The 16,737-nt window shown below is 71.4% G+C and carries 12 protein-coding genes and 1 tRNA gene; 3 read left to right on the top strand and 10 right to left on the bottom strand.

The genetic code is table 11. From position 1 onward, the window contains the following. Positions 1-341 precede the first annotated feature (341 nt). Positions 342-3,350: a helix-turn-helix transcriptional regulator gene (locus ABTX81_RS13265; protein ID WP_350543944.1), complete on the top strand. Its 3,009-nt coding sequence runs from the start codon at positions 342-344 to the stop codon at positions 3,348-3,350. A 110-nt stretch (positions 3,351-3,460) separates the two neighbouring features. Here ABTX81_RS13265 and ABTX81_RS13260 read toward each other — a convergent pair whose 3' ends face one another. Genes ABTX81_RS13260 through ABTX81_RS13250 form a run of 3 tightly spaced genes read right to left on the bottom strand, consistent with a single transcriptional unit; the run spans position 3,461 to position 6,994 of the window. Then, positions 3,461-4,162, bottom strand: coding sequence for a hypothetical protein (locus tag ABTX81_RS13260; RefSeq protein WP_350543941.1), 702 nt, complete (start codon positions 4,160-4,162; stop codon positions 3,461-3,463). Beyond that, positions 4,149-5,819, bottom strand: coding sequence for an extracellular solute-binding protein (locus ABTX81_RS13255; RefSeq protein WP_350543938.1), 1,671 nt, complete (start codon positions 5,817-5,819; stop codon positions 4,149-4,151). Before ABTX81_RS13255 ends, ABTX81_RS13260 begins: the two co-directional genes overlap by 14 nt. Before the next feature lie 38 nt (positions 5,820-5,857). Beyond that, a complete protein-coding gene (locus ABTX81_RS13250) occupies positions 5,858-6,994 on the bottom strand; it encodes a hypothetical protein (protein ID WP_350543935.1) in 1,137 nt (378 codons plus the stop codon). A gap of 283 nt (positions 6,995-7,277) precedes the next feature. Here ABTX81_RS13250 and pyk point away from each other — a divergent pair, with 283 nt between their 5' ends. Then, positions 7,278-8,708: a pyruvate kinase gene (pyk, locus tag ABTX81_RS13245; RefSeq protein WP_350543932.1), complete on the top strand. Its 1,431-nt coding sequence runs from the start codon at positions 7,278-7,280 to the stop codon at positions 8,706-8,708. A 42-nt stretch (positions 8,709-8,750) separates the two neighbouring features. Here the strand turns inward: pyk and ABTX81_RS13240 are convergent, their stop codons facing one another. Then, positions 8,751-9,536, bottom strand: a complete 786-nt coding sequence (locus tag ABTX81_RS13240) for a helix-turn-helix domain-containing protein (protein ID WP_350543929.1) — start codon at positions 9,534-9,536, stop codon at positions 8,751-8,753. Positions 9,537-9,655: 119 nt separating this feature from the next. Further along, positions 9,656-9,729, bottom strand: a tRNA-Leu gene (locus tag ABTX81_RS13235). A gap of 100 nt (positions 9,730-9,829) precedes the next feature. On the opposite strand from ABTX81_RS13235, the gene ABTX81_RS13230 reads away from it, so the two are divergent. Beyond that, entirely contained in the window at positions 9,830-10,492 is a 663-nt protein-coding gene (locus ABTX81_RS13230) for an ANTAR domain-containing response regulator (protein WP_350543927.1), read from the top strand. A gap of 55 nt (positions 10,493-10,547) precedes the next feature. Here ABTX81_RS13230 and ABTX81_RS13225 read toward each other — a convergent pair whose 3' ends face one another. The 5 genes from ABTX81_RS13225 to ABTX81_RS13205 form a co-directional block, all read right to left on the bottom strand. Continuing rightward, positions 10,548-11,264: an ABC transporter ATP-binding protein gene (locus ABTX81_RS13225; protein ID WP_350543925.1), complete on the bottom strand. Its 717-nt coding sequence runs from the start codon at positions 11,262-11,264 to the stop codon at positions 10,548-10,550. After that, a complete protein-coding gene (locus ABTX81_RS13220) occupies positions 11,261-12,109 on the bottom strand; it encodes an ABC transporter ATP-binding protein (RefSeq protein WP_350543922.1) in 849 nt (282 codons plus the stop codon). Before ABTX81_RS13220 ends, ABTX81_RS13225 begins: the two co-directional genes overlap by 4 nt. Before the next feature lie 7 nt (positions 12,110-12,116). After that, positions 12,117-14,048: a branched-chain amino acid ABC transporter permease gene (locus tag ABTX81_RS13215; protein WP_350544157.1), complete on the bottom strand. Its 1,932-nt coding sequence runs from the start codon at positions 14,046-14,048 to the stop codon at positions 12,117-12,119. Positions 14,049-14,053: 5 nt separating this feature from the next. Further along, on the bottom strand, positions 14,054-14,983 hold the full coding sequence (locus tag ABTX81_RS13210; RefSeq protein ID WP_350543919.1) for a branched-chain amino acid ABC transporter permease: 930 nt from the start codon (positions 14,981-14,983) through the stop codon (positions 14,054-14,056). Between the two features lie 136 nt (positions 14,984-15,119). Beyond that, positions 15,120-16,349 (bottom strand): branched-chain amino acid ABC transporter substrate-binding protein, encoded by a 1,230-nt coding sequence (locus tag ABTX81_RS13205; RefSeq protein ID WP_350543916.1) that lies wholly within the window; start codon positions 16,347-16,349, stop codon positions 15,120-15,122. Positions 16,350-16,737: the final 388 nt, after the last annotated feature.

Raw genomic sequence — 16,737 nt, 5'->3', positions numbered from 1 at the left:
CCATGCTTCCCGCCCGGGCAGGCTCCCGGCCATCGTGGTCCACCACGAGATCGGGCCCGCCGGGCAGTCCCCGCCGATCGACGGGGGCAACGTCCCAGGTACCCCAGGTGGTCACAAGGGCGGCTGACCTGCCCGTGCGACGATCGGACCTCGCCCCACCGGGCCGTTCCACCGGGCCACCCGGGCCCACACCGGTCCCTCACACCACGGCGAGAACCGGACTCACCGGTAACACGTGGTTAGCACGTCAAGCCGATTTCCCGGTACAACGGCGGACACTGCCCCTTCGGACACCGATGGGTGGCCGGGAAGGGCAGAAGGGGAAAGAAGGGAAACCGGGGATGATCACCACGACGTCCACCCACCTCGCGGAACGCGAACCGCAGCTACGGCAGATCGCCGACCGGGCCGGCGCCGCCCGCCGGGGCACCGGACACGTCCTGCTGATCACCGGCGCCACCGGCACCGGCCGCACCGCGCTGCTCGCCGAGGCCGCCCACCGCGCCGCCGAGGACGGCACCACCGTGCTGCGCGCCCGCTGCTCCACCGAGGAGAGCACCACCCCCTACGCGGCCGCCCGCCAACTCTTCGACACCGGCCCCACCCCCTCCGGCCCCTACGCCAAGGCCACCCGGGGCACCGTGCCGCCCGCCCGCCCCGCCCCCGACAGCGGCGCCGGCGACCCGGACACCGCCGAAGCCACCCTCTGGTCCCTGCTCCGCCTGCACGGCACCCACCACCCCCTGCTGCTCGCCGTCGACGACATCCACCTCGCCGACGAACCCTCCCGCCGCTGGCTGCGCCAGGTCGCCCGCCGCATCGACCGGCTGCCCGCCCTGCTCATCGCCACCGAGCACCGCCAGGCCACCCTCGACACCCCGCCCGGCCACTTCACCCGCGACCTCACCCCCGACCTCGCCACCACCCTGCGACTCGCCCCGCTCGGCACCCCCGCCGCCGTCCGGACCGCCCGGCAGCACCTCGGACCCGACACACCCCCCGGCCTCGCCGCCGACTGCGCCCGCGCCAGCGGCGGCAACCCACTGCTGCTCACCGCACTGCTCGCCGACGTCGCCGCCGCCGGCACCCCGCCCCGCACGCTGCCCGCCGCCCTGCCCGAACACTGCGGCGCCCTGCCCGGCGGCGCCTTCACCGAAGCCGTCGACGCCTGGCTGCGCGGCGCCGGCGACCACGCCGTCACCGCCGCCCGCGTCCTCGCCCGGATGCGCGAACACCCCGCCGCCGACACCGTCCCCACCCCCGGCACCCCGCCCCTCGACCCCGTCCCCCTGCTGGCCGAACTCACCGCCACCGACCCCGGCCGACTCGCCGGCTGGCTCGCCCACCTCACCCTCCACCAGCACCTCGACACCCCCGGCCCCGGCCACTGGCCCCGTTTCGCCCACCCCCTGCTCGCCGACGCCGTCCTCACCGGCCACACCCCCGGCCACCGCGCCGAAGTCCACCTCGCCGCCGCCGAACACCTCCACCGCACCGGCGCCCCCGACGAGACCGTCGCCGGCCACCTCCTGCTCACCCCCGCCCCCACCCCCCGCTGGGCCTCCGACACCCTGCGCCGCGCCGCCCGCAAGGCCGCCGAGAACGACCACCCCGCCGACGCCGCCGCCCTGCTGCGCCGCCTCCTCGCCGAACCCCTCGGCGACCGCCAGCGCGGACTGCTGCTCACCGAACTCGGCAGCCTCGAAGTCACCCTCGGCCCCGCCGAACGCACCGTCGGCCTGCGCCACCTCGCCGAAGCCGTCCACCTCCAGCAGTCCGACGAAGGCGTCTTCCGCGCCGCCAACACCCTCGGCGCCGTCCTCGCCACCCGCGGCGACACCGCCGCCGCCCTCGAACTCATGGACGAACTCGCCCACCGCTTCGTCGACCAGGAGGACGTCCTGCACGCCGTCCAGGCCGCCACCGCCCAGATCGCCGCCCACGACGGCCGCAGCTGGCTCCAGGTCGTCGAAGGCGTCCAACGCCTCGCCACCCGCACCCCCCAGCGCCTCGCCCCGCCCGCCTTCTCCCTCCTCACCGAATTCGACGCCACCAGCGGCCTGCTCTCCGCCACCGAGGTCGTCGAACGCATCCGCGAACTCGACACCGCACCCGTCGACCCGCTCTGCCGCTCCTACCTGCTCGTCTCCCTCGCCACCCTCTCCCAATGGGCCGACCTCCTCGACCAGGCCGACGAGATCGTCGCCCGAGGCTTCGCCGACTACCGCGGCGGCCCCCTCGAACCCGGCTACCAATGCCTGCTCAGCGTCCGCGCCGAAACCAGGATCATGCGCGGCCAGTACCAGGCCCTGCTCGACGACTACGGCCTCACCGCCCCCACCACCCCGGCCACCACCCCGGCCACCCCCTGGGGACCACCCGGACCGCCCCGCACGCGCACCTGGGGAGCCCCCGGCCACCCCGACACCGCCATCGGCCCCTCCTGGTGGACCGCCGCCGCCCCCACCCCCGACGAGACCGCCCCCGGCCGCTACGCCGAACTCCTCGGCCAACAGAACGCCCACCTCGTCGCCCAGAGCGTCCTCGCCCTCATCGAGACCGGCCGACTCTGGCAGGCCCACGGCCTCGCCCGCGCCGTCGCCGCCGACCGCGCCCAGGACTCCTGGGAGTGGAACGAATACCTCTACGCCCGCGGCCTGCTCCGACTCGCCTCCGGCGAACCCGCCGAAGCCCTCGCCGACCTCCTCGAATGCGGCCGCCGCCAGAGCGAACGCCAGGTCCGCAGCCCCATCGTCACCCCCTGGCGCTCCGCCGCCGCCGAATGCCACCTCCGCCTCGGCGAACCCGGCCCCGCCGTCACCCTCGCCGAGGAGGAACTGCGCCTCGCCCGCGTCTGGGGCACCCCCCGCACCGTCGGCCGCGCCCTGCGAGCCCTCGCCGCCGCCACCGGCGGACGCCACGGCCTCGACCTCGCCGCCGAAGCCGTCGACCTGCTGCGCACCGCCGAGATCGACACCGAACTCATCCCCGCCCTGATCACCTACGGCCGCCTGCTCGGCGACGGCGGACGGCGCGGAGCCGCCCGCCGCGCCCTGCGCGACGCCGCCGGCCGCGCCGAACGCCTCGGCGCCGTCCGCCACCGGGCGGCCGCCCTGGAGGCGCTGCGCGACTCCGGAGCCCGCATCGGCCGCGCCGACCACGCCGGCGCGGAGGCCCTCACCGACAGCGAACGGCGCATCTGCCGCCTCGCCGCGGCCGGACACTCCAACGCCGAGATCGCCGCCATGCTCCACCTCGCGGTCCGTACGGTGGAGACCCACCTCACCAACAGCTTCCGCAAGCTGGGCGTGCGCCGCCGGGTCGAACTCGCCGGCGCCCTGGACGGCTGACGCGGCCGGCCCCGGTCCGCTCGGACGGGGGCCGGCCGCGTCGTCGCACGCGTCGGTCAGGAGGCCAGGAGGAGGCCAGGAGGAGGCCAGGGGGTCAGGAGCTCAGGAGCTCAGGACGCCGGCACCAGCGCCGCCATCTCGTCCACCGCCCGGGCCAGTTCGGCCGCCGGGTCCGCCCCGTCCGGCACCCACGGCTGCCAGGTGAGCGCCCGCAGGTAGCCGTCCACCGCCAGCGGCAGACGACGGTGGACGATCGGCTCCGTGGTCGGCCCCGGGCCCGCCGTGCGCAGCCGCACCAGCAGGCCCGGCACGTTCGACGACGGCGGCAGCGGCGCCGAACCGACGAAGGCAGCCAACTCCTCCAACCGCGGCCACAACCGCGGCGCGGCGGCGGCCGGTGCCCCCTCCGGCGCGGCCGGCGGCCTCGGCGGCCCGGCCGCCCCGGCCCGGGCAGGACCCAAACCCGTGCGCCCGTGCGCCGGCGGGGGCAACGGGTTGAAACCGATCCGCGCGGACGGCGACCCGGGAGGGCCGGGTACCGGGTCCGGCCCCGGCGGCCCCGGCGGCCCCGGCGGCTCCTGCGGGTCCGGCGGGTCCTCGTCCCGGGGCCGCTGCGGCCACAGGGTCACCGTCGCGATGTACGAGCCCACCGCGAGCAGCGGCGGCAGCGCCGTCGGAGCCTGCAGCAGGAAGGTCCCGACCCCGACGACCACGCTCGACCCGCCCGCCACGAGGTGGCGGGTGGACGTCAGATAGGCCCAGGCCCGGTCGCCCCGCCCGGCACTCCCGCCGCCACCATCACTGGTAGCCACGGATCTCCTCGAACGCCCCGTCCAGCGAGCCCGTCCCGTCGAACAGCTTGCCCCCGGTCAGGTCCGCGATGCCCTGCAACTGCCCCTTCGCCGCGTCACCGAACAGGATCGGGAAGACCGGAACCGACTTCTGCGCCGCCGGGAGCCCGCCGTAGAAGGCCCGGAAGTCCTGGTCCGTCGCCCCCTCGTTGCTCTCCCCGTCCGTCATCAGCACGATCGACGTGAAGCGGTCGTCCTTCGTCGCCGACTGCTGCTGCTGGATCACCCGGTAGGCCTCCTCCAGCGACGAGTAGACCGCCGTCCCGCCGTCCGCCGACAGCGCCTGGACGTCCCCGTTGATCGCCGCCAGCTCCTGCTGGGCGGCGCCGCCCGGTGGCACCGAGTGGGTCTTCCTGGACTTCACCTTGGAGGCGAACGATATCAGCGTGACCTCCTCGCGGTCCCGGAACCGCCGCGTCCCCCGGGTGTCGTCCGAGCCGGTCAGCCGGCCCATCGCCGACTTCAGCGAGGCCAGCCGCTGCCCGGCCATCGAACCCGAGGTGTCCAGCACGTACACCGTCCGCGAGGGGCGGCGCAGCTCGTTCTGGTACGCCGACAGCAGCCCGTCCGCCACCGCCTTGGTGCCCGGGAACGGCAACTCGTGCACCCGGTCCGTCGGCAGCCCGGTCGCCGGCGCCACGCCCGGCACGATCGGACGGCGCAGCGTCAGGTCCGAGATCCGCTTCTGCACCTCCGGCTGCAGCAGGTAGGAGGTCAGCCGCTGGAACGAGTCGCGCTCCCGCTGCGGGGTCGAACTCAGCAGGGTCAGCGGATAGTTCGAGGAGATCACACCGTCGGTCGGACGGACCACGGTGAGCCGCTGGTCGGCCGGCAGCGTCTTGTCCAGCGACAGCAGCACCGACTCGTAGTTCACCAGCGCCCCGATCGAGCCCTGCTCCGTCCGGGTGTACGCCTGCGCCAGCCAGCCGGACGAACCCGAGGTCAGCTTCTGCCCGGTGAAGAACTGCTTGAGCTGCGGCGCCGCCTTCTGCACGTCCGCGTCGGTCAGCGCCGAGCCGGCCCCGGAGAACGCCGAGGCCACCGCGACCAGCGCCGAGAAGCCCGAGTTCGAGCGGGACGGGTCCGCCATGCCGTAGGACAGCTTGCCGGCCGACGCCGCCTCCGCCAGGTTGCCCCAGGTCACCTTCGAACCGTCGCCCCACGACAGGTCGTTGAGCACCGAGGTGCGGATCCCGAAAGCCACCGGCGAGGCCATGATCGGCGTCTCGGAGAGCAGCTTCTCCTTGCTCTTGTCGTACAGGCGCAGGTACTGGTTCGACGGGAACCAGATGGCGTCGTACTTGCCGTCGGCGTTGCCCCCGGCCACCGCGTCCGCGCCGTCCAGCGACCCCGTCCAGGAGAACTGCACGGTCACCCCGGTGGCCTTCTGCGCCTCCTCCAGCACGGGCACCATGTCCTGGAGTTCGCTGCCGGCGAGGATCCGCAGCACCCCCGGCTGCCCGGTGGGCGCGGGCGGCGCGCCGACCGTGGTCTGCGCGCTCCCCGAGGCCGGGCCGCTCGGCTGCGGGCCCGGGGCGGGCGAGGACGTGCACGCCGTCGCCGTGGCCGCCAACAGCGCCAGTCCGACGGCCAGGTGCCGGGCACCGCTCTTCCTCATCCTCGCCCTTCCGTTGAATGTGCGTGCCATGGTTCCCGTCACTTCGTGGCCTTGATCAGGCTGAGCAGGATCTCCTGCCGGGGCAGCGTGACCAGCGGCAGGTGGCTGACATCGGGGTCGAACGCGAAGGCGTTCCTGGGGGTGTTCAGCGTGGCCACGTGCGCCTTGAACGGGGATTCGCCCGACGCCGGCGCGGCGGGCCGGAAGCCGTGGTCGACCGCCAGTTGACGGAGCTTGTCGTCCTTCATGAGGACGTCGGCGAGCTTCTTCCCGTTGTCGGTGAACGCGACGAGCGAATGGTCGGAGATGACCGCGGTGTCCGGGTAGAGCAGCACCATGTTGTCCGGCATGTTGCCGCCGGCGGCCAGTTCGAGCACCTGGGACTCGTAGGCGAGCACCAGCGGGCGGCCGGTGCCGGAGGTGAAGTCCGTGAACGGCTGGTCGGTGGAGGTCTGCATCCCGCCCTGCCGGTTGAACGGCTCATGCAGGTTGGTGCCGATCCGCTTGGCGGTGGCCTCGTCCTGCACCGCCTCCTTGTTGTTCAGCAGGTAGGACGCCATCGCGATGTAGAGCGCGCCGGACGAGGACGTGTCCGGATCGGTGGTGGTCAGATAGATCTTCCCCGCAAGCTCCGAGGGCCTGTTCTGCGGGGCGAGCTGCTCCCACGTGCGGCCCTCCATGAGCGCGCCGATGAACTTGTCCGTCGTGAGCGTCCAGACCTTGGCATCGGTGCGCGCCGCCAGGCCGTTGTTCCTGAGGATCTCGGCCGTGTCCTTGTAGGCGAGCACGACCAGCGGCGAGTAGAACGGCCGGACCGGCGTGGCGGTGATGCCGCGCGCCTTCTGGATCGCCTCGGCCGGCGGCAGGCTGGCCGGGAAGGCGAAGTCGGTCGCGGCGTCGTCCTTGACGTCGTTCATCTGCCAGGAGCCGGCGCTCTGGGCGCTCACCTCCAGCCCCTGCCGGCGCAGTTCCTCCTTGACCTTGGGGTCCTCGAAGAACGCTTTCTTCTCGGAGCCGACCGTGCCGGTGACCTTCACGACCTTCGTGGGATTCGGCTGCCCGGTCGTGCCGCCGGTCGTGCCGCCGGTATCCCCGCCCCCCGGTTTCACCAGCCACCACACCACGCCGCCGGCCATCAGCAGCAGCACCAGGACCCCGACCACACCGCGTTTCATGCCGGACGCTTCCCCCTCGTCGGAACCACTTCCGGACCCCGGCATCGCACCGGGGTGACGAGCGTCCCGCCGCACCGCGAGCGATGGCGGAAGTGACGGTGAACCAGGGGTGAACACACCTTCACGGAATCGCATCGGGCGACGGGCGCGGACGACTCCGGGGGACCTCTCGCACACCGGTCCGACGTTGTGTCAGATTGTTCAACTCTCCTTACGGCAACGGCCATCCTGTTGTCCGGACCCGCATCGTCGTTACGCGCCGGTAATGCCTACTCTCAGCAGTATGCGCCGAGCAAAAATCGTCTGTACCCTCGGGCCCGCCACCGACACCTACGACCAGATCAAGTCCCTGGTCGACGCCGGGATGGACATCGCCCGACTGAATCTGAGCCACGGCTCCCACATCGAGCACGAGGAGCGCTACCGCCGGGTCCGCAAGGCCGCGGACGAGACGGGCCGCAGCGTCGGCGTGCTCGTCGACCTTCAAGGCCCGAAGATCCGCCTCGGGACCTTCACGGAGGGTCCGGTACTTCTCGAACGCGGCGACGAGTTCACCATCTCCACCGACAACGGCGTCGGGGGAGACCAGAACGGCTGCGGCACCACCTACCCCGGGCTGGCCGGGGACGTCACCGCCGGCGAGCGGATCCTCGTCGACGACGGACGGGTCACCCTGGAGGTCGTCGGGGTGGACGGACCGCGGGTCCGCTGCGTCGTCGTCGAGGGAGGCCTGGTCTCCGACCACAAGGGCCTCAACCTCCCCGGGGTCGCCGTCTCGGTGCCCGCGCTCAGCGACAAGGACATCGCCGACCTGCGCTGGGCCCTGCGGGCCGGGGCCGACCTGGTCGCGCTCTCCTTCGTCCGCAGCGGGCGGGACGTCGAGGACGTCCACCGGGTGATGGACGAGGAGGGGCGCCGGGTCCCGGTCATCGCCAAGATCGAGAAGCCGCAGGCGGTGCAGAACCTCGACTCCATCGTCGACCGCTTCGACGGGGTCATGGTGGCCCGCGGCGACCTCGGGGTGGAGATGCCGCTGGAGCAGGTGCCGATGGTCCAGAAGCGGGCGGTCAAGCTCGCCCGGCGGAACGCCAAGCCGGTCATCGTGGCGACCCAGATGCTCGACTCGATGATCAACTCCTCGCGGCCCACCCGCGCCGAGGCCTCCGACGTCGCCAACGCCGTCCTGGACGGCACCGACGCGGTGATGCTCTCCGGCGAGACCTCGGTCGGGAAGTACCCGTCCGAGACGGTCCGCACGATGGGCCGGATCATCGAGGCCGCCGAGCAGGACATCCTCGCCGACGGACTGCCCCCGCTCACCCCGAGCAACAAGCCCCGCACCCAGGGCGGCGCCGTCGCCCGGGCGGCCGCGGAGATCGGCGACTTCCTGCACGCCAAGTACCTGGTCGCCTTCACCCAGTCCGGCGACACGGCCCGCCGGCTGACCCGCTACCGCTCGCCGATTCCCGTCCTGGCCTTCACCTACGAACCGGCCGTCCGCAGCCAACTCGCCCTCACCTGGGGCGTGGAGACCTTCCTCGGCCCGTTCGCGCCCACCACCGACGAGATGGTCGAGCAGGTCGACGCCGCCCTGCTCTCCCTCGGCCGCTGCCAGAAGGGCGACATCGTCGTCATCACCGCCGGCTCCCCGCCCGGCCTCGCCGGTTCCACCAATCTCGTCCGCGTCCACCATGTGGGGACCCTGGACGACTGAGCCCTTCCGGCGGCGCGGCCCTCCAGCGGGGGCGCGCCGCCGTCAGTACTTGGGGCCGATGTGGGCGTCCATGAGCGCCACGGACTCCTTGCGGGCCACGGAGACGTTCATGCTGCCCGTGGGGCGGGTAACGGACTTCCACTGCACGCCAACGGCGTCGAGCGTGTTGGTGAAGAGGCGGACGATGTCGGTCGAGGTGTTGGTGAAGAAGTAGCGCGGGTACTCGTAGCGCTTCTCGACGCCGCCGACGGTGCGGGTCGTCCAGTTGGTGATGCGGCAGCCGTCGGAGTGGATCAGGCCGCGCAGGAACTCCCACGGGTGGGCGTCGACGATCTCCTGCTGCCACGGCTTCAGGGCTATGGTGCGCTCGTGCTTCTTGCCGGGGCCGTGCTGGGGGAAGTAGCAGGTCAGGTGATTCGAGTAGACCTTGACATCGCGACAGCCCGTGCGCCGGACCCGGCAGGGCGTGTTGTTCGGGAGGACCTGGCAGATGGCCTGCTCGACGGAGTCGATGATGCCCGGCCACTTCTCGTCACATGTGATCTGAAGACTCTGGGTCCTACGGCATTCGTTGGGCAGCAGGATGTAGCCGTCGCCGAGGTAGAGACCCAGGAGGTAGGCGTACGCGGGACGGTTGAGTCGGTCGCCGTGGCAGTGCAGGCAGGCGGAGCGCTTTCGACCGGGGAGCTTGCCGTGTCTGGCGAGGTCGTGGTGCTTCCAGGCTCCGATGGTGCCCGAGGGGACTCCGAGGCGGCGGGCGACTTCGCAGTTGCGGACGCCCTGGCGAAGGAGGCGGACGGCTTCTTCGCGAGTGGATCGAACGGCCATACGGGCGATCTTCGAACCCTTGCGCCGAATGCGCGGGCGGACGGAATTGTTTCCACTCGAACGAATGAAGATCGCCAACCGTCAGGGTGCCCTAAGTGGCTTTGGAATCGAAGGAAAAGTACCCCGGGTGGGATTCGAACCCACGCTGTCGGCGGTTTGAGCGCCGTGCCTCTCACCACTGGGCTACCGGGGCATCCACAGTTTCGAAGGTTGGCTCCGACCCTGCGTGAACTCAAACATACCGTGTCTAGGTACCCTCGTGCATGCAGTACCCCGCCGGAACGAGGAGCCCCGTGAGCACCGCCGACGAGCAGGCCGAGCCGCTTGAGACCGATTCGCCCCAGATCACCCGGATTGTGATCGCCGAGGACGAGGCGCTGATCCGCCTCGATCTGAAGGAGATGCTGGAGGAGGAGGGGTACACCGTCGTCGGGGAGGCCGGGGACGGGGCCACGGCGGTCCGGCTGGTGCAGGAGCTGAAGCCGGACCTGGCGATCCTGGACGTGAAGATGCCGGTGCTGGACGGGCTGTCCGCCGCCGAGCAGATCCATGAGCAGCACTTGGCGCCGGTGCTGATGCTGACCGCGTTCTCGCAGCGGGAGCTGGTGGACCGGGCGCGGGACGCGGGGGCGATGGCGTACATCGTCAAGCCGTTCTCCAAGAGCGACCTGGTGCCCGCGATCGAGATGGCGGTGTCCCGGTACACGGAGATGCGGACGCTGGAGGAGGAGATCGCGGATCTCACCCAGCGGCTGGAGACCCGGAAGCTGGTGGACCGGGCGAAGAGCGTGCTGCAGACCAAGTTCGGGCTGAACGAGCCGGCCGCCTTCCGGTGGATCCAGAAGACCTCGATGGACCGCCGGATGACGATGGCGGCGGTGGCCGAGGCGGTCATCGAGGAGGGCGCCGCGCAGGACCGCAAGAAGGCCGAGGAGGCCGCGGGCGGCGCGGAGTAGCGAGGCTGCGGAAGGGCCCGGCACGGGGTGTGCCGGGCCCTTCGCCGTGCGGGGGTCAGTCCTCGCCGAGGTAGGCCTTGCGCACCGATTCGTCGTGCAGGAGGTCGGCGCCGGTGCCCTGGAGGACGATGCTGCCGGTCTCCATGACGTAGCCGCGGTCGGAGAGGGAGAGCGCGGCCTGGGCGTTCTGCTCGACCAGCAGGATGGTGGTGCCTTCGGCCTTGAGTTCGACGATGGTCGCCATGATCTTCTGCATCATCAGCGGCGAGAGGCCCATCGAGGGCTCGTCGAGCATGAGCAGCTTGGGGCGGGACATCAGGGCCCGGCCCATGGCGAGCATCTGCTGCTCGCCGCCGGAGAGCGTGCCGGCGGCCTGCTTGCGGCGTTCGCCGAGGATGGGGAAGAGGCCGTAGGCCCGTTCGACGTCCTGGGTGATGCCCTCGCTGTCGCTGCGCAGGAAGGCGCCGAGGAGGAGGTTCTCCTCGATGGTCATCCGCGGGAAGATGTGGCGGCCCTCGGGGGAGTGGGCGAGGCCGAGGGCGACGATCTTGTGGGCGGGGACGGCGTCGATCGGCTGCCCGTCGAAGGTGATGCTGCCGGCGGTGGGCTTGAGCAGGCCGGAGAGGGTGCGCAGGGTGGTGGTCTTGCCGGCGCCGTTGGTGCCGATCAGGGTGGTGACCTCGCCCTGGTTGACGGTGAAGCTGATGCCCTTGACGGCCTCGATCTTGCCGTAGGCGACGCGGAGGTCCTGGACCTCGAGGAGTGCGGTCACTGGTCGGTCTCCGTAACGGGGGTGGTGCCTTCGAGCGGGGCGCCGAGGTAGGCGGTGATGACGCGTTCGTCGTTCTGGACGGTCTCGCGGTCGCCCTCGACGATCTTCTGGCCCTGGACGAGCACGGCGGTGCGGTCGCAGAGGTTGAAGATGAACCGCATGTCGTGCTCGATGACGAGGACGGAGACGCCCCGGTCGCGGATGGCGAAGACGAGTTCCTCGGCGGCGCGGGTCTCCTGGGGGTTCATGCCGGCGGTGGGCTCGTCGAGGAGCAGCAGGCCGGGGTCGGAGGCGAGGGCGCGGGCGATCTCGAGCTTGCGCTGCTCGCCGTAGGGGAGGTTGCGGGCGAGGTGGTCGGCCTTGCCGGCGAGGCCGGTGAACTCGAGGAGTTCCAGGGCTTTCTCGCGGCTCTCGGCTTCGGAGCGGCGGTAGCCGGGGCCGCGCAGGACGGCGGAGAGCAGGCCTTGGTGCATCCGGCTGTGCCGGCCGACCTGGACGTTCTCGAGGACGGTCATGTTGGCGAAGAGCCGGATGTTCTGGAAGGTGCGGGCGATGCCGGCCTGGGTGACCAGGTGGGGTTTGGGTGGCAGGACGGTGCCCTGGTAGGTGACGGTGCCCTCGGTGGGGACGTAGAGGCCGGTGAGGCAGTTGAAGAAGGTGGTCTTGCCGGCGCCGTTGGGGCCGATGAGGCCGATGATCTCGCCGCGGCCGACGGTGAGCGAGACGTTGTTGACGGCGGTGAGGCCGCCGAAGCGCATGGTGACGCCGGAGACGTCGAGCAGGGGTGCGGCGGGGCCGGGGCCGGGGGCGGGGGCGGCGGGTGCGGGGGCGCTGGTGGTGGTCATCTGGGGGTCACGCCCCTGCCTTGGTGAGGGCGACGCCGTCGCCGGTGGGCTGTGCGGGGATGGCGGCTTCGTGGAACTCCAGCTGCTGGCGCCGGTTGGGGATGAGGCCCTCGGGGCGCACCCGCATCAGGACGATGAGGGCGATGCCGAAGGCGAGCAGTTGGTAGTCGGCGAGGAATTCCAGCTTCTTCGGGATGAGGAAGAGGAGGGTGGCGCCGGCCAGGGGGCCGCTGATGGTGCCCATGCCGCCGAGGATGACGGCGGCGAGCAGGAAGGCGGAGTTGGGCGGGAGGGCTTCGGCGAAGGTGTACTGGTCGGGGGTGACGGTGTAGCTGACGTGGGCCTGGACGGTGCCGGCGAGGCCGGCGAGGCAGGCGCCGAGGGCGAAGGCGAGGAGTTTGAGGCGGAAGCCGTTGATGCCCATGGCCTCGGCGGCGGTCTCGTCCTCGCGGATGGCGACCCAGGCGCGGCCGATGCGGGAGTTGCCGACGCGGGCGAAGACCAGCACGACGAGGGCGGTGACGAGCAGCATCAGCAGGTAGTAGTTGGAGAACCGGCCGAGTTCGACGCCGAAGACGGTGGTGGGCTTGCCGAGGTCCCAGCCGAGGATCTTGAGGTCGGGGATCCGGGGGATGCCGTTGGAGCCGTTGGTGACCTTGGGGCCGGTGGTGCCGTTGAGGTTGAGCATGGTGATGCGGAAGATCTCGCCGAAGCCGAGGGTGACGATGGCGAGGTAGTCGCCGCGCAGTCGCAGGGTGGGGGCGCCGATGACGACGCCGAAGACCATGGAGACGGCGGCGCCGGTGAGCATGGCGGCCCAGAACGGGAACTGGACGTGGATCGGGGAGGCGGGGGAGCCGGAGACCAGGGCGGCGCTGTAGGCGCCGACGCCGAGGAAGGCGACGTAGCCGAGGTCGAGCAGGCCGGCGAGGCCGACGACGATGTTGAGGCCGAGGGCGACGGTGGCGAAGATCAGGATGTTGGTGGCGACCGAGGTGTACTGGTCGCTGGTCTGGGTGAAGGGGAAGCTGGCGGCGGCGGCGAAGGCGGCGCCGGTGGTGACGGCCTGGTACTTGACGGTCAGCGCGCGCAGCCGGGCGATCAGGCCGGAGCGGCCGAGTGCGGCGACGACGGAGGCGGCGAGCAGCAGGTAGCCGGTGAAGAGTTCGCCGTACTCGGTGTCGATGCCGAAGGTGATGGCGAACAGGCCGACGGCGAAGGCGATGACGATGAGTCCGACCTCGGCCCAGGACGGCAGTTCGCGGGCGGCGGGCAGTGGGCGCTGGACGGTGCCGAGCCGCAGCCAGCTGTTGGCGAGGTGGCCGAGTTGGACGAGCAGGACGGCGCCGGTGGCGATGGCGAGTGCGCCGGCGAGGGCGGTGAGCACGGGGGCGACCGGCTTGTCCTCGGGGATGGCGTGGGTGGCGAACCAGGCGATGGGGGCGGCGGGGACGAGCAGGAAGAGCCGCTTGTCGAGGATGCGCAGCGGGACGGCGGTGCGCCGGTCGAGCGGCAGGCCGAGGGCGCCGGCGACGGCGAGCAGGGAGCCGGCGGCGAGGACCAGGGCGCCGGGTTCGAGGTTGGCGAGGCCGCCGAGGTCGGTGGCGATGGAGATCGCGGAGAACCAGCCGACGGCGAGGGAGCCGGTGGCGGCGAAGAGGACGGCGTTGTGGCTGTGGCGGGGGGCGGCCCAGCGCAGGCCGGGGACGCCCTGGGTGGCGAGGAGCAGCAGGAGGGTGATGAGTCCGGCGGCGAGGGCGAGCCATTGGAGGCCGGCGGGGGAGCCGTAGTAGGTGAGGTCGCCGGGGTAGTCGGCGGTCCAGGTCCAGGCCATCAGGGAGGAGGCGGTGACGGCGAGGGCGCCGAGGCCGGTGAGGAGGGCGGCGGTGTGGCCGGGCAGGGGGATGACCGGGGTGGTTTCGGTGCTGGTGGTGGTCATGGTGCTCACGCCCTGTCCGCGACGCGCTCGCCGAGCAGGCCCTGGGGCCGGACCAGCAGGACGACGATGAGGAGTACGAAGGCCCAGACGTCCTTCCAGGCGCCGCCTCCGAAGAGGTGCATGCCGGGCAGGTGTTGGATGTAGCCGGTGGCGAGGGCTTCGGCGAGGCCGAGGGTGATGCCGCCGAGCATGGCGCCGTAGATGTTGCCGATGCCGCCGAGGACGGCGGCGGTGAAGGCTTTGAGGCCGAGCAGGAAGCCCATTCGGAAGTCGACCTGGCCGCTGCGCAGGCCGTAGGCGACGGCGGCGACGGCGGCGAAGGCGGCGCCGATGGCGAAGGCCATGACGATGATCCGGTCGGTGTCGATGCCCATCAGTTTGGCGGTGTCGGGGTCCTGGCTGGTGGCCTGCATGGCGCGGCCGGAGCGGGTGCGGGTGACGAACCAGCCGAGGGCGATCATGCAGAGCGGGGCGGCGGCGATCAGGAAGAGGTCGCTGCGCTGGATGGCGACGGAGCCGATTTCGAAGGGGTCGCCGGGGATCTTGGGGAAGACCCGGGCCTTCTTGGCGTCGGGGTAGAAGGCGAAGACCAGTTGCTGGAGGAGGATGGACAGGCCGATCGCGGTGATCAGCGGGGCGAGCCGGGGGGCCGTGCGCAGGGGCCGGTAGGCGAAGCGCTCGGCGGCGACGGCGGTGAGGGTGGAGACCAGGATGCCGGCGAGCAGCATCAGCGGTAGGGCCAGCCACAGGGTGGTGCCGCCGGGGAGGGCGAGGTAGGCGGTCAGGGCGCCGAAGCCGCCGACCATGACGATCTCGCCGTGGGCGAAGTTGATGAGCTGGACGATGCCGTAGACCATCGTGTAGCCGATCGCGACGAGCCCGTAGAGGGCGCCGAGGATCAGGCCGTTGGCCAGCTGCTGCGGTAGGTCGTGCACCGCTGGGCCTCCGTTGTGCGTGTGGGGTGTCCGCGTGGGTGGTGGATGTGGGTGCGCGCGGGGGCGCTCGTGGCGTCCCCCGCGCGCGGTGTTTCCGGCGTGCTGTGGTGCGCCTGACGCTGGGTCAGGTGGCGGTTCAGCCGTTGAACGTGCCGGACTTCTCCACGGCCCACTTGCCGTCCTTGACGGTGTAGACGGTGAGCTGCTTGTTGGTGGTGTCGCCGTACTCGTCGAAGGAGACCTTGCCGGTGACGCCCTCGAAGGAGACCTTCTGGACGGCCTCGACGACCTTGGCGCGGGCGTCGGTGGGGAGCTTGCCGCCGTTGGCGGCGGCGACGGCCTTGACGCCCTGGATGACGGCCCAGGCGCTGTCGTAGGAGTAGCCGCCGTAGGTCTCGTAGGCGTCCTTGAAGCCGGCGGCCTTGTAGTCGGCGATGAACTTGGCGGCGGTGGGGAGCTGTTCGACGGGCAGGCCGACGGCGGTGGCGAAGTCGCCCTGGCTCTTGGGGTTGAGCTTGATGAAGTCGCCGCTCTGGATGCCGTCGCCGCCCATCAGCGGGATGGTGACGCCGGCGTCCTTGAGCTGGAGGGAGAGCGGGCCGGCCGCGGGGTACTCGCCGCCGTAGTAGACGGCTTCGGCGCCGGAGGACTTGACCTTGGTGACGACGGCGGCGAAGTCGCGGTCGTCGGGGTTGACGTGCTCCTCGCCGGCGATCTGGCCGCCGTTCTTGAGGAACTGGGCCTTGAAGGTGGCGGCGAGGCCGGCGCCGTAGGTCTTCTGGTCGTCGATGATGAAGACCTTGGTCTTCTTGGCGTCCTTGACCAGGAAGTCGGCGGCGAAGGGGCCCTGGACGGCGTCGGTGGTGGCGGTGCGGAAGTAGGTCTTGAAGGGGCGGGACTTCTCGCCGCTGGCCCACTTCTCGCCCTGGCTGAGGGCGACGCCGGTGTTGGCGGGGGAGATCTGGACGAGCTTGGCGTCGTTGAAGATCTGCTGCATCGACTGCGCGACGCTGGAGTTGAGCGGGCCGACGACGCCGATGACGTCCTTGTCGCCGACCAGCTGGGTGGCGTTCTGCTGGCCGGGGGCGGGCTTGCCGGTGTCGTCGAGGGCCTTGAGCTGGAACTTGACCCCGGGGACCTCGTTCTTCTCGTTGGCCTGCCGGATGGCGAGGTCCACGGAGTTGCGGATGCCGGCGCCGAGGGCGGAGAGGTCGCCGGTGAGCGGGGCGTCGACGCCGATGAAGACGGTGGTGTCGCCGCCCTTGCCGCTGTCCCCGGACTTCTTGTCGTCGCGGGAACCGCACGCGGTGAGGGTGAGGGCGCCGATCACGGCAATGCTCACGACAACTGCTGAACGATGACGCACGAGGGTCCCCTTCGGTTCAGGAGGGCGCCGCGCCTGAACGGCGGGAGCCTGGATGCGCGGTGGGCCTGGCCCATTCCGGTGGCGCGGTGACTGGCCGTGACACTAGTTGCCGGTCGGCGGCTCGGGCAGTGGTGTAGCGAGGCTGTGATTCTCTTGTTATGAGCACACAGAGAAGTCGTCTCACCATGTGGTCGTTCCGGTCCGATCGATCCGTTGGTAGCTGGGGTTCCGTTCTCAACTCGCCCTATGTAAGGCGTAGAAGGGCAGGTGACTCCTGGCCTCGCCGATAATCGGACAGGGTCGTCCGGGCTGTTGGCGCCGGGCGTGGGCGTTCGAATATCGGACAGTGGTGGTGCCGGTGAGCTGCTTTCGTCCGGTTCGACCCCCG

The organism is Kitasatospora sp. NPDC097605 (genome assembly GCF_040302725.1).
Classification (GTDB): Bacteria; Actinomycetota; Actinomycetes; order Streptomycetales; family Streptomycetaceae; genus Kitasatospora.
The sequence above is the reverse complement of the archived record's forward strand: the minus strand, read 5'-3'. Positions and strand labels throughout refer to the sequence as shown.